The sequence below is a fragment of the Pseudomonas sp. RL_5y_Pfl2_73 genome (assembly GCF_963970515.1).
In the GTDB taxonomy this organism is placed as follows: Bacteria; Pseudomonadota; Gammaproteobacteria; order Pseudomonadales; family Pseudomonadaceae; genus Aquipseudomonas.
The window spans coordinates 1-12,823 of the sequence record NZ_CAXAPD010000031.1 but is presented as its reverse complement, the minus strand read 5'-3'; the positions used below and the strand labels follow the sequence as shown (position 1 = coordinate 12,823).

The following is a 12,823-nucleotide window of genomic DNA, read 5'->3' as shown; positions in this document are numbered from 1 at the left end:
TCTCTATACTTCGCCGCCATTGAGCCCTGATGGCGGAATTGGTAGACGCGGCGGATTCAAAATCCGTTTTCGAAAGGAGTGGGAGTTCGAGTCTCCCTCGGGGCACCATATAGCAGTATCTGAAAGTCTCTACCAGACTCTCAGACCCAAAGAAACCGGCCACTTGAGCCGGTTTTTTTGTGTCTGGCTATCTACCTCTGTATCCCCTTATCCGTTGTATCCCTGTATCCCTGCTTGTATCCTGAGAAAAATACCGAACTTTGGGATACAAGGATGAAGCGCGCAGACATCAAGCGTCGCCCTCTCGCAGATACAACACTTGCGGGATTGGAGCCGGAATCAAAGGAGTACCGGGAGCTGGACGGAAACGGCCTCTACTTCAGGGTCAAACCTGATGGTGGTAAATCCTGGCAGCTTCGCTACAAACGTCCGGCGGGCAATTGGGCTTGGATGGGGCTGGGGGGTTATCCAGAAGTTAGTGGTGCATCAGCACGAGAGAAAGCTGCCGATCTACGCAAAGTAGTGAGCAGCGGTGTTGACCCCCTCGAGCAAAAACGATTTGCGAAAGCTGCTATTGATGCGGCCAGAGCTCGAACCTTTCGAGCGGCTGCTTATGACTGGCTAAAGGCAAAGGAGGAAAAAGGTCTCGCACCCTCCACCCTCAACAAAATTCGTACCTATCTCGAAAAAGACATACTTCCTGCCCTGGGGGACAAGCCCCTAGACGAAATTACACGTACTGATTGTGCAGAACTCCAAGCATCAATCGAAGCGAGGGATGCGCACAACGTCGCGGAAAAGTGCCGTACCTGGATAAATCAGATCTTCGGGCGCGCCATCGGCTTAGGCCTGACTGAAAACGATCCAGGAAGCCGCCTTCGCGATATCGCAGCCAAAGCCCCTAAAACCCAACAACATCCACATCTGCTGGAGCCTGAATTGGGTGAGTTTTTACAGGCGCTCAAGAACACCCCAAGTAGGCTGACAGCCCGCACTGCGGCATGGCTATGCGTCTGGACAGCATCACGACCGGGGATGGTCCGCTTGGCAGAATGGAAGGAGTTCGACCTTGAGAAGGCCATTTGGACCACTCCTGCCGCCAAGATGAAAATGCGCAGGGACTTTGTATGCCCTCTTCCCAGTCAGGCTGTTGCCGCGCTGAAAGAGCTGCACTGTCTGACAGGTCGTAGTCGCTGGCTCTTTCCGGGCGTCGGCGCCAAGAATCCCACTATCAGTGAGAACACAATCAACAAAGTCTTCGCCACCATCGGCTACAAAGGCCGCTTAGTGGGGCACGGTACTCGCCACACCGCGAGCACATTGCTGCGTGAACATGGATGGCCGAAAGAGCACGTCGAAGCGCAGCTTGCTCACAAAGAGGAAGGTATCTCAGGGGTGTATAACAAGGCCCAATACCTTGAGCAGCGCGTAAAGATGATGCAGTGGTATGCAGATCACCTCGATGCTTTGGAGGCAGGCAATGTCGTGCAAGGCCAATTCGGAAAGGCTGTATGAGTACGAATACCCAGCCCACCTCTAAAACCGGTGTAACGCGTGTGACACGTGTAACGGACGACACCAACCAATTGAATTTATTGTGTTTTTTTCGAGTTACACCGCGACCACCTCAACGATACACCGAGTGTAACGACACCAAGTCGTGTAACGAAAATCCGCCTCCTTCAGCCCTGTGGGCGGTGGCGTCTTCATATGTGCATCGCTGCGACTGCCCCCGAGCTCCGGGGCGACGGGGTGCCCAACATGCACATTGAATCAAGCACTGGAATAGAGGAGCTGGAAATTGCAGGGATCGATGTAAAGTGCTTAATCCAGGACATGGACGACGTCGAACGTGCCGTTCGCGAATTGGCTCTCTATCGCCAGTTCAGCGAGCACTTCCGACAAGCATTCGACCTTATCGACGACGCTACTTCATTCTGGCTTGAGGATGGCTCCTATGCGCTGTGTGCTGAGCCAGTCACAACAACGATCTTTGAGCTACGTGACGTCATCGATGACCATGCAAGCTTCGCGGGAGCAGCCTCACTGCCAAATGTCATTCGACATCTCCCTGGCTTCAACCATCAAGCTACAGACTCGCAACTGGCAGCGGCCTTTGCTCTCGTGCTTGGCACCGAAGCTGTAGAGGTACTCGGAAACTGGTTGTTTGAACTTGAACTTGCGACCTACGACATCGATGCAGAACTGCTAGAGCAGCTGAGAAATGACTCGCCCCCCCAATATCTAGACCTGGTCGAAAAAGAACGATACCGCCGCAGTGGAACCGAAATCAAAGCGCGAGAGCGATTCGCTGAATTGCTGGGTGAAGCCAAACAGACCCTATCGATGGCAGTACTGTATAGGCAAGCGGAAAACATCGACGTATTCAAGACTGGCTTCAACGCATCCAGCCTGATGCACCGAATGCTCGATGAGGCTTTCTCGGCAAAGGCATCGAAGCGGGGCCATGAAGCCGGTAAGGGAAATCGAGCCCCTGAATCAAAAATACAATCGGACACGATGTATAGGCGCGCAAATATCAAGGCAGCAGCCGAAAAAATCATTAGTGGCCGCTTGATTGAAAAGCGCAGTCTGAGCGATGCAGAGCTAACCAATCTGCTTTTCGACCAGAACGTTCATGGAACCAAAAAAACCATCAGGGACCACCTGACCATCCTGGGTCTTAGACCACTCAAATAAAAAAAGGGGAGCGGACACAGTCCGTTCCCCCTCCCCTACGTAGCGTATGGCCTGTTGTCTCATTTCACACAGGTTAGGCTCGCTATGAATACCGCATCAAAAACCATCGCTTCTCATGACCCAGCATCGACCCTCATTCGAATGCCAGAGGTCATTTCAATCGTAGGGCTCGCACGCCCGACCATCTACAAGCTCATGCGCCAACCGGACAGTGGATTCCCAATGCCGGTGAAGCTCAGCAACAGCAACGCCCGAAGCGCTCCGGTTGCATGGGTTTTGGCAGAAGTTCAAGCATGGACACGGGCACGCATCGCTGCCCGTGATCAGGTGGCCGCATGAGCCGCAAGATCGCCAACAAAGCCCTGATGTACCCGTTTTCCATTCTTCGCCAGATCGGCTTTTCGCCTCGCCTCATGCAACGCCTGGAGCGCTACCGCAGCCAGCAGGACAAACAAGGTCGTGTGGTCAGCGTGCTCAGTTGGGCCGACGGCACCTGGTGTGCGCTCTCCCTCCACTGCGAGAAGACCGGGGCGGTGATTGTCGACGAGGGCCAGCAAGCAGAAGCCTATGAGGATGCCCGCTCGATGCTCCAAGGCGGCTTCCTGCCCCTGCTTTCCCTACGCTTCGACTTTCATGCCTGAAACGAAAACGCCTCCGGGGGCGATCCGGAGGCGTTGAGGTAAATCTACATGCCCGAACAATTTATGCCGCACCTGACAATTCCGCAAGTCATCAACGCAGTTGCACTTTCGAAAAACGGACGTTACTCTTCGGTCGTCGCTGCAAACTCAGCGGCCGGGCTTGGTAACCCGTTGAACAATAGGCGCAACAGCGCCCATATCTCTTTTGCAGGCGCTTTTTTTACGCCCGCAATTTCGTTTTATGGTGGCTGTGCGTGGGAGACCTTCGGGTCTGCCGGGTTCCTATTGTCCCGGTTTACCAACCTGCGCACAGCTGCCACCCATTCGCTTGGTAACGAACGTGGCAGCTCCTCAACAATAGGAGCTTCGCCAGATGCACGCCCTCAATCCGTTCAAAAATCGCGCCGCTGCACACCGTGCAATGGCTCTCGCCGCTTTACACGCCAACTCCAGCCTCGCTACTCGTCTTGCCCGCTACAACGCCCATATGGTCAAAGCTCGCGCTCTCGAAGCCGCAGGCGGTGCTCAATGAATTCTTCCCTCAGTTTCGCCTTGCCCGAAGACCTGCTCTGCGTCAGCAAAGACATCGAGAAGGGTGTCCCTGTTGATGCAATCACCTGTGCTATCAACCGCGCAGAGTCCGTACTGATGTTGCTTGAGGACCATTTCGAAAGCGAAAGCGACAGGCCACGCCTAGCCAATCATGTACTCGCCGCTGTTATTTGGGATGTCCGGGGCACCCTCGGACTGATCAAAACCCTAACCCTGCACGGTGACACCACGTCCGTTCCGATGGATCAGAAAGGCGGTGCCGTATGAGCGCTCCCACCACACTAGGCCGAGCGTCGTTTTTCAATAAAACCTCCGGCAAGGGCTTATTTCGGGTGAATGCGGGCATTCCTATTGAGGACGCGCTCGAAACAGTTTCGCTCCTCCAGCACTACGCCAATCAACTCTCCCTTGATGCCGCCATGAGTGACAAGGGCGAGCGCTACAGCTGGTGCGCGCTGTACCTCGGCGAAATGGCAAAAGCCCTGATCGATGACGTGAACGACGCGATGTTTATGCCGGGGGCCGAGACATGACCCAGCGCACGAACAGCCCAACAAAACGCCCCAGCTTTGCCGACGTGAAAAGCGCCGCACTCAAAGACATTGATCGCGTGTTGTCTCACTGGCTGCCCAACGGCAAGCGTGTCGATGGCGGCAAAGAATACACCGCCCCCAATCCAACCCGCACAGACAAACGTGCCGGGTCGCTCAAGGTCAATCTGAGCAAAGGCACCTGGGCGGACTTTGCTACCGGTGACAAAGGCGGCGACCTGATCGACCTGGTGCGCTACATCGACGGCGGCACAGACGTCGAAGCCTGCAACAAGCTGGCGGACCTGCTGCACGTATCGGCAGGAGCCGCGCAATCGAAGCCAGCACCGAGCAAAGGCAAAGCGCCGGAATGGATTGCCATTCAGCCGATCCCGGTCGAGGCCATGAATAAGTGCCCGGCCAAGCATCGGCAACACGGTGCGCCTTCTAAGGTATGGATCTATCGCGATGCCCAAGGCCAGCCCCTCATGGCGCTTTATCGCTTTGACCTGGGGCTCGACGAAGACGGTAAGCCAAGGAAAGTCTTTGCACCGTTGACCTGGTGCCAACGCGCCGACGGTCAAACCACTCAATGGCGTTGGCAAGGTCTGCCCGATCCGCGCCCTCTTCTGCATCTGGACGAATTGTCGCAACGGCTCGATGCGCCGGTTGTACTGTGCGAAGGCGAGAAAGCCGCCGACGCTGCCGCTGAGCTGATGCCAAGCTACGTGGCGACCTGCTGGCCGAACGGTTCTAACTCTTGGCACAAGGCCGACCTTACACCGCTCAAAGGGCGGTCGGTCTTGTTGTGGCCGGACAATGACTCCAGCGGTCAGAGCTGCATGGAAACCGTAGCGGAAAAGCTGCGTGACATCGGCGCCGCCTCAGTGCGAGCAATCGCCCTGGACATCTTCAAACGCAAGCCCACGCTAAAGAACGACAAACCGACCTTCGCCAAAGGTGGTCAATGGGACGATGGCGACGATGCAGCCGACGCACTCGCCAAGGACTGGACATCGGCCCACCTCGCCGAGCTGGAGCGCACTGGCGAGCTGTTTGGCTCGGCACCCGCTCCCGCTCCGGCCGGAGAAGTCGAACCAAAGGTGCAGCCCAAAACCAAGCGGCCAGCCAAATCAAAAAATGACCTGCTGCCCGGCGGTTTTCGCCTGACGCCGGAAGGCGTGTTTTATTCCGGCGACGACGGCGAAGCGCGGCCTGTGTGCTCGCCTCTGGAGATCCTCGCCCGTACCCGTGACGACAAGGGGCACAACTGGGGCTTACTGGTCGAGTTCGACGACCCGGACGGCCAGAAAAAACGCTGGAACATTCCGGCCCGCACCATGACCGGCGACTTTGGCAAGGACGTACTCGGCCCCCTTGTGGACATGGGCCTACGTCTGGCGGGTAGCCGCTCTGGACGTAACGCACGCAACGACCTGCAAAGCTATTTGCAGGGCTTTGACAGTGCGCAACGGGCTCGACTGGTCACCCGTCTCGGCTGGCACGGGAATGCCTTCCTATTGCCCGAACGCCAGATCGGCTCGCATGACGAACATCTGCACTTCTATGAAGCCGGTGCTCAACTTCCACCGATCAGCGAGTCCGGCACGCTGGAGCAATGGCAAGAGCAAATCGGCGCATTGTGCGTCGGCAACCATCGTTTGGCGTTCGTCGTCAGCGTGGCTTTTGCTGGACCATTGCTGAACATGCTCGGTCACGAGTCGGGCGGGTTTCACCTCTACGGTGACAGCTCCGGTGGCAAGACCACCCACCTGCAAGTGGCCGCCTCGATCTATGGCGGGCCGCGTGTAGTGCGTTCCTGGCGCTCGACAGACAACGCCCTGGAATCCATCGCCGCCGCGCATTCCGACGGGCTCCTGGTGCTGGATGAAATCGGCATGTGCGACCCGCGCATCATCGGTGAAACGGTGTACATGCTCGGAAACGGCACCGGCAAGGCTCGCGCCAATGATCGAGGACAAGCGGGCCGACAGGTACAGGAGTGGCGCTTACTGTTTCTCTCGACCGGCGAGAAGACGTTGGCGCAGCACATGGCCGAGGCCAACAAGGAGCTGAAAGCCGGTATGGAAGTTCGCATGCTGGCCGTACCAGCGGATGCCAGTAAAGGCCTCGGCATGTTCGATGTGTTGAGTGGTTTTGACGACGCAGCGGCCCTCTCTGACGCGCTCAAGGCTCGGGTAGCCAAATACTACGGCACGCCACTCACCGCGTTCCTGGCGGCCCTTTGCGAGCCCGGCAAGATGCATGGATGGTCAACCATCCTCCGCCGTACTCTGGAAGGCTTTGTTTCCAAAGCGCTCCCCGCTTCGGCCAGTGGGCAGGCACATCGAGCCGCCGCACGCTTTGGGCTGGCCGCCGCTGCCGGAGAGCTGGCGACCGCTCTCGGCATTACCGGCTGGCCCGACGGCACCGCGACCACAGCGGCACGTGTGTGCCTGAGCGCGTGGCTGAATGAGCGTGGCGGTGCCGGAAACCTTGAAGGCGATGCGATCTTGGCCCGTCTGCGCCAGATCATCGAGCGCTTTGGTGAAAGCCGCTTCACCCGCTGGGAAACCGCCGCCGCGAAGATCGACGAGCACGGGCCCCGCACCATTGACCGCCTGGGCTTTCGCAAAACGCTGGAGCACGGCATGGGCGACACCATGCACACCACCCACACCTACTACGTGCTGCCCGAGGCATGGCGATCCGAGATATTTCGGGGCATGAACATCAACGCCGTGAACAAGGAGCTGCTGCATCGGGGTGTGCTAGAACCTGGTAGCGATGGGAAGGCATCGAGCTTGGTTCGGTTGCCAGGTCTAGGCCCGCAACGCTGCTACATCGTGAAGACGATACCGGGAACGGATGAGAGCGAGGCTCGGGCTGCCTGACGGCCTCCCTACAGATCGAGGTAGTGCCGGCTGATTCCCGGCCTCGCCAGCCGCTGAACCCAACCCAATCGAATTACACAGAGACGAAACAATGAACGACATCCAAAAACTGAAAGACCGCCGTGAACAGCTGACTTCCGAAGTGGAACGCCTGCGAGCCGAACTCTTGCACTATGAGACCGCTCTAGCCGCCCCCGAGTCTATCCAGCGAGGCCGGGAGCGGGACGTGCAGGATCAGTACGCCGACCGGAAAAGGAAATGTGATTCGCTGGACTTTGAAATCAATCAGTTAAATCAAAAAATTCTTCGACGCGAAAACATCGCTAATCACGAAACCCTGATGGCGGGCTACCGCGACGCTATGGTGACGTGGAAAGCCGACGAGCACGAGCTCAACGAAAAGCGCCAGAGTGTCAGCACACGCTTGAATGAAATCCGTCAGCAAGCCACAGACGAAATGGCGAAGGCACGTCAGGCCGAGACCGAAGCAGCAACTGCCTATGCCCAGGCTGTCGCCTGGGGCGATACCGAGGGCGAGAAGACCGCTAATGCTGACGCTCAAAAAGCCGCCAAAAACCTCGCGACGGTAGCCGAACAAAACCGCCGTCAGCAACTGATGATCAGCGCTCTGGAACAAGAGCTGACCACCATCGATCAGCACATCTCTGAAGCGCAGCAAGAACATCAAAAAATTGAGAACAAGGCGCTGCACCTCGCGAACGCGGTGCTCGAAGAGAAGTGGAATGAGGCCGCTCAGGCATTGCTCGATGTAGGCGGGCAACTCTGTGCGGCGCGTCGAATGATCGACCGAGATCCTGTTGCGCTGCTCAAGCTCAACGTTCCAGAGCAAGGCGAGAACTTCAGCAGTTGGGCCTGGAGTGACCTGTCGGAGCGCTCAGTGCGGTACAAGGTGCAAGACGTGCTGGCTTTGTAACGACCTGCCCCACCTGAAACAGCCTACGCGTGTGGGCTGTTTAAACACTGCCCAAGGATCAGCACTATGAACACTGCCACGCAGAACAGCCCCAGTCGTACCGAAACGCTGAAGGCAAGGAAAGCCCATCTGAGCGCCCTGCTAAAGATCATGGGCTCTCGCTGGGGGAAAAGCACAGCAATGCAAAGCCTCACCGCCAATGCGATCAAAGCGGAACTGAGCCTCATCGATCAGCAATTGAAGCGCCGGAGTTAATGTACGTGGAAGCCTATCCGGCTTCCGCTGCCTGCTCTATAGGTAATTGGTTGAGCCGACAGGTCTAACTGTTCAGTCCCACCCGCACATCTAAAAGGGCAGCTTTCGGCCGAGGCTGCGTAAAAACGTTTTTGCGCGCGTCAGGTACTCAAAATCGGACTGGAAATCGCATTTCTACGCGAAATCCACATCTGCTGACGTGCCGATAAATTTCAGATTTAACGTAGACGCGCGCACTTCAATTTTGGCGAAGCATTTTTACACACTCTGGGCCAAAAGCGGTCGTTGGACACCATACTGGCGAAACGGTAGCCTATCGCATGGCGTGACCATCAAAGGGACTTGCCGCTTATGTCACGATTAGCTTGAAAATTAACCATGACATAGCGACAAGGGGTTCTATGCGACATTCTCTCGCTTTTATACGCGACATGCATGTCATATAATTGTAATTATAAGCCAAGGATTAACATTGAGAGAGTTCAGGTTTGCCCTCCTAGCCTTCATCACTGTATCGGCTGTCGCTGGAATACCATATTTCTTGGCGATGTATACAGCAGGAAATTTGAGTATCAGCTCAAACAACCAAGACTGGGGCGGTTTTGGTTCGTATATTGGTGGAGTTATAGCTCCTGCAGCGTCGCTTCTGGCAGGGTACTTAGTATATAAAAGCTTCGCTTCAAATGCACATCAGCAAAAACTGCTATTGGCGCGAGAGGCAATTTCAAGATTGGACTTGGTGTTTGAGAAAAAATTGGACGCGCCATTTAACAATTTCTGCTTCGGTACTGAGCATCATGGCCGGCCGCTTAGAATCGTTATTTATGCTCTATCAAATAATGAAATAGAGCCAACCGAGGCAGCAAACAAAGCGATATTATCATTACTACACAATATAGCAATAATGACTGGTTCGATAAGATATTACATTGGTCTTTTAGGTGAGTACCCTTCGGCCCAAAAAAATACCCATTGGTTAGGCGAGTTAGAAAGAAGTTACTGGATTGAAAAATATTCTGCAATTTGCTCGCGAATGGTGCGGATTGTTGGTCAAAGCTCGCTTGAAAAGAAGTTGAGCGCGGAGGAACTCAGGAGCTTTCAATTAGTGCTAGGCGGCGAGTATGGATTATAGCAATGCGCTAAAATCGTTCGATGTCGTGCTTAGCAGAGAAAATTTGGAGCAACCGGCACGACAATTTAGCATTTAATGAAAATTATAATGGCTTGGAGGTTTCGATTGGCAACGATCAGGCAGCATTTCGTACCACAGGCATTTTTAAAAGGATTTGCTGAAGATTCTGGCTCGCCATTCATTTGGGTTTATGATAAGAGAAGTGGATATCGTCCAAGCAGAAAATCTGTGAAGTCTGTTGCCTACGAACATTACTACTACTCTCAAGAAACCGAAGCCGGCGAGCAAGATATAGACTCTTTAGAAAAAGCATTTGCCAAGACCATAGACAATGATTTGCCGCTCATAATTCAGAACATCAAGGCTGTGCCGAACCGCGGGGTTTCTCTTTCCGACGAACATAAAGGAAAGATTGCCTACTTTATTGGACTTAGCTTAACAAGGGTTCCTAGCTTTCGGGATGGTATCAATCAAATCTATTCCTGGGCGGCACAAATGGCCCTAAATGAAGTAGCCAAAGATAACGATGCGGTTTCAGATTTAATCGATAAGTATGGCTTGACTGCAGAAGCAAAAGCTTGGGTTTCATTGCGCCCAATGCTCGAGATTGCAAATAATATTAGCGAGAGTGTATTGAGCAAAAATTGGCAGTTTTTTGTAGCCGCTGACAATGTTAGTTTCATGACATCAGATAATCCTGTTGTAATTGGTGGTGGCGCCGGTATGGGGCCGGGACATCCGATGGCAGAGCTGATGCTTAGTCTACGAAAAGACCTTGCACTGGTATGCACCCCTCGCGGAAAAAAATCGGTGGAAGTGTTTAAGCAATCTCCAAGTGAAACAAGAAATTTCAACCGCGGGATTGTCAGGGCAGCCCGGCATAGAGTTTTCTCAGATCATCTTTCATCGACAGTTGACGCTTTTGTTAAGAAATACAGCCATGAACAACAACAAATAGTCATATAAGTTTTATCTGGCTGTCTTTGCTTCTCCCCGTCGAAAATTCGCTACCTTGGGAACGCGTGGGTTTCTATGACCTAGGGTTCGTGGACTCATCAGATGACTGCGTGAGACGAGCACGCTCGTCGAGTGAGCGTCTGCTTCTGGCACACTCACGCCTGCCATGGTGGTCGGGATCGACCAGATGCGAAATGGCCCGAGCGTGTACATTCTTAGCTCCCTATCTGCCTTAGGTCCGCCAGTAACATAGCAGGCCTTATTCCGCTATTTCCCACAGCAACGTGCCACCTAAGCCGCTTCAAAAGCTGTAGACTGTTCGTAATTTACTTGCGGTAATCTATCAGCGATTTGCGACGGGTTCGTAGAAAATAAGGCCAATTAGGTTGAACATGAAAGACCTTCTCAAGCGGATAATATCGAAAGAAAAAGGGGGGGCGACCAGCAAACCAGTCTGGCCTCGTCCGAAACGCTCCCGCGATGTAATGGCTCTTACTGTAAAGCTGGTTCTTATTTTTCTGAGCATGGTTGCATTGCTCGCCTCACTTTACCCGCTCATAGATACAAAACAGATCACACCCACCACTGCTTCGATAACATCTATAGTAGGAGTCATCCTATTCTTCCTCTATGGGTTCTTGGTCTTCTTTGAAGTTTACACACTGGATGGGAAGCGGGTCTTTGAACAATCCGACTCCGACTCAATACGTAATTATATGCTTCACTGGATAGCCTATGGCGGTCGAGTAGCAATCTGGACTCGCGACATGAGCTGGGCCAAAGATGATCAGTCGAAGAGGCTTCTTCTAGAAAAGGCAAACAATGGTGAGTTAATTATCTGCTTGCCAACTCATACGTCCTTTTCTGAGCAGCTGGAAAAAGAAGGCGCAAAAGTATATGTTTACGGCACGGAATTGCTCAGTGATCCAAGCGCACGCTTTACCATTGCCTATTATGGCAGAGATGGGAGCAAAGTAGCCATTGGTAGAGCCAGAGCAGACAAACATATAATTGAGGAGTTTGACTCTGGTTCTCATCCGGCCTTTCATTTGGCCTATGAACTTGTGCAAATCGCCAAGAATGTCTCCCAGAAACAGAATGGAAACCAGACATGACATCGAAGTTTTCTCACATTGAGAATATCTCCTCTCAAGAGCTAGCCAATGAGTGGGACTGTTTAGCGTCTGAGAGACATCATCAGATATACGAAGGTTTAGATATAACCTTCACTCATGTGATGGCGCCATTGGTAGAGTCGCTAGTTGGCCAAAATCTTGATGCGACTTTAATAGATATCGGCTCAGGCACGGGAGAGCTTACCGGGCGCCTTGCCATGCGCTTCAACAGGATCGTATGTATTGAGCCATCAGCTCGAAGTTTAGATATTGCGAAATCTATCCTGTCAATTTTCACTAATATTTATTTTATTAATTCAGACTTTGAAGACTGCGGCGGGCAGTTACTACGCGATTCTGATGAAAAAATTATCTTTTTGGCAGCCATGATGCTGTCGGCAGACCCACAACTTGATAAGTTTGCTCAAACATTATCCCAAGTCGCGCGGAAAGGGGATGAATTTGTTGCGACGATTCCTCATCCTTGCTTTTGGCCTAGATACTGGGGATATGAGAAAGAGTCGTGGTTTTCTTATAAAAAAGAACTCATGATAAAGGCTCCGTTCAAAATATCGTTATCTGATTCGGAGTTTAAAACAACACACATCCATCGGCCGATAGAGAAATACATTTCGATTTTTTCAAAATACGGCTTCGAACTGCTTAATATGGCAGAGCCTATGCCCGATCCAAAAATTCAATCTTTGTATCCTAAAAAATGGGAGTTTCCTCGCTTCCTAGCTTTTAAGTGGGTTAAATGCTGAGCTATCCCATTCGAGAAATGCCAGCCAGAGTGCTGGATTTTTTCGTTTACTCCCAGCGGCGCTTTTCCTCTAACACCAGTAATTTTAATGGCCAAACCATCGCCAATGGCTCTGCCCTATTATTGAAATTTTTGTGGTTGCCCGAGTAATTTTCGAGTTTCCTCTGTCCATAGATATGTGCGCGGGTCGGCTTTTGGCCAATTACTGCCTGACAAAGGGGAGCTAGGGAAACTCTGAAAAAGACTTCCTGATTTGGCAAAATTACCGGACACCAGTCGCCGAGCTTTTCAATGATGAAACAGATGACCTTCGCCGATGCCGAGTACGCCGGCAAGCGCAAGCAGACCCG

The 12,823-nt window shown here is 53.2% G+C and carries 14 protein-coding genes and 1 tRNA gene; 14 read left to right on the top strand and 1 reads right to left on the bottom strand.

The features are described 5' to 3' along the window. The first annotated feature begins 23 nt into the window (after positions 1-23). From AACY42_RS23880 to AACY42_RS23815, 14 genes are all read left to right on the top strand, one after another. Positions 24-108, top strand: a tRNA-Leu gene (locus AACY42_RS23880). A 165-nt stretch (positions 109-273) separates the two neighbouring features. Next, positions 274-1,515 carry a tyrosine-type recombinase/integrase gene (locus AACY42_RS23875; protein WP_046063906.1) on the top strand — a complete coding sequence of 414 codons (1,242 nt, stop codon included), beginning with the start codon at positions 274-276 and terminating at the stop codon, positions 1,513-1,515. 246 nt (positions 1,516-1,761) lie between these two features. Further along, positions 1,762-2,700, top strand: a complete 939-nt coding sequence (locus AACY42_RS23870) for a hypothetical protein (RefSeq protein WP_339482739.1) — start codon at positions 1,762-1,764, stop codon at positions 2,698-2,700. A gap of 84 nt (positions 2,701-2,784) precedes the next feature. Continuing rightward, on the top strand, positions 2,785-3,039 hold the full coding sequence (locus AACY42_RS23865) for a helix-turn-helix transcriptional regulator (RefSeq protein WP_082097993.1): 255 nt from the start codon (positions 2,785-2,787) through the stop codon (positions 3,037-3,039). After that, positions 3,036-3,341, top strand: a complete 306-nt coding sequence (locus AACY42_RS23860) for a hypothetical protein (protein ID WP_053191855.1) — start codon at positions 3,036-3,038, stop codon at positions 3,339-3,341. Before AACY42_RS23865 ends, AACY42_RS23860 begins: the two co-directional genes overlap by 4 nt. Before the next feature lie 528 nt (positions 3,342-3,869). Next, complete coding sequence (locus tag AACY42_RS23855; protein WP_010457912.1) at positions 3,870-4,160, top strand: hypothetical protein; 291 nt, start codon at positions 3,870-3,872, stop codon at positions 4,158-4,160. Next, positions 4,157-4,426 carry a DUF3077 domain-containing protein gene (locus AACY42_RS23850; protein WP_339482738.1) on the top strand — a complete coding sequence of 90 codons (270 nt, stop codon included), beginning with the start codon at positions 4,157-4,159 and terminating at the stop codon, positions 4,424-4,426. Before AACY42_RS23855 ends, AACY42_RS23850 begins: the two co-directional genes overlap by 4 nt. Further along, the gene (locus tag AACY42_RS23845; RefSeq protein ID WP_339482737.1) at positions 4,423-7,317 is read left to right on the top strand and encodes a DUF927 domain-containing protein; all 2,895 of its coding nucleotides are present in this window, start codon (positions 4,423-4,425) and stop codon (positions 7,315-7,317) included. The genes AACY42_RS23850 and AACY42_RS23845 overlap by 4 nt, the downstream gene beginning before the upstream one ends. 91 nt (positions 7,318-7,408) lie before the next feature. Further along, entirely contained in the window at positions 7,409-8,251 is an 843-nt protein-coding gene (locus AACY42_RS23840) for a chromosome segregation protein SMC (protein WP_339482735.1), read from the top strand. 66 nt (positions 8,252-8,317) lie between these two features. Then, positions 8,318-8,506, top strand: a complete 189-nt coding sequence (locus tag AACY42_RS23835; RefSeq protein ID WP_339482733.1) for a hypothetical protein — start codon at positions 8,318-8,320, stop codon at positions 8,504-8,506. A gap of 472 nt (positions 8,507-8,978) precedes the next feature. Next, the gene (locus tag AACY42_RS23830; RefSeq protein WP_339482731.1) at positions 8,979-9,638 is read left to right on the top strand and encodes a hypothetical protein; all 660 of its coding nucleotides are present in this window, start codon (positions 8,979-8,981) and stop codon (positions 9,636-9,638) included. Positions 9,639-9,743: 105 nt separating this feature from the next. Beyond that, entirely contained in the window at positions 9,744-10,604 is an 861-nt protein-coding gene (locus AACY42_RS23825) for a DUF4238 domain-containing protein (protein ID WP_339482729.1), read from the top strand. A 383-nt stretch (positions 10,605-10,987) separates the two neighbouring features. Further along, positions 10,988-11,710: a hypothetical protein gene (locus tag AACY42_RS23820; protein WP_339482728.1), complete on the top strand. Its 723-nt coding sequence runs from the start codon at positions 10,988-10,990 to the stop codon at positions 11,708-11,710. Next, a complete protein-coding gene (locus AACY42_RS23815) occupies positions 11,707-12,474 on the top strand; it encodes a class I SAM-dependent methyltransferase (RefSeq protein WP_339482727.1) in 768 nt (255 codons plus the stop codon). The genes AACY42_RS23820 and AACY42_RS23815 overlap by 4 nt, the downstream gene beginning before the upstream one ends. A 46-nt stretch (positions 12,475-12,520) precedes the next feature. Here AACY42_RS23815 and AACY42_RS23810 read toward each other — a convergent pair. Continuing rightward, positions 12,521-12,823: hypothetical protein (locus tag AACY42_RS23810; protein ID WP_339482725.1), on the bottom strand; the 303-nt coding region annotated here is incomplete at its 5' end.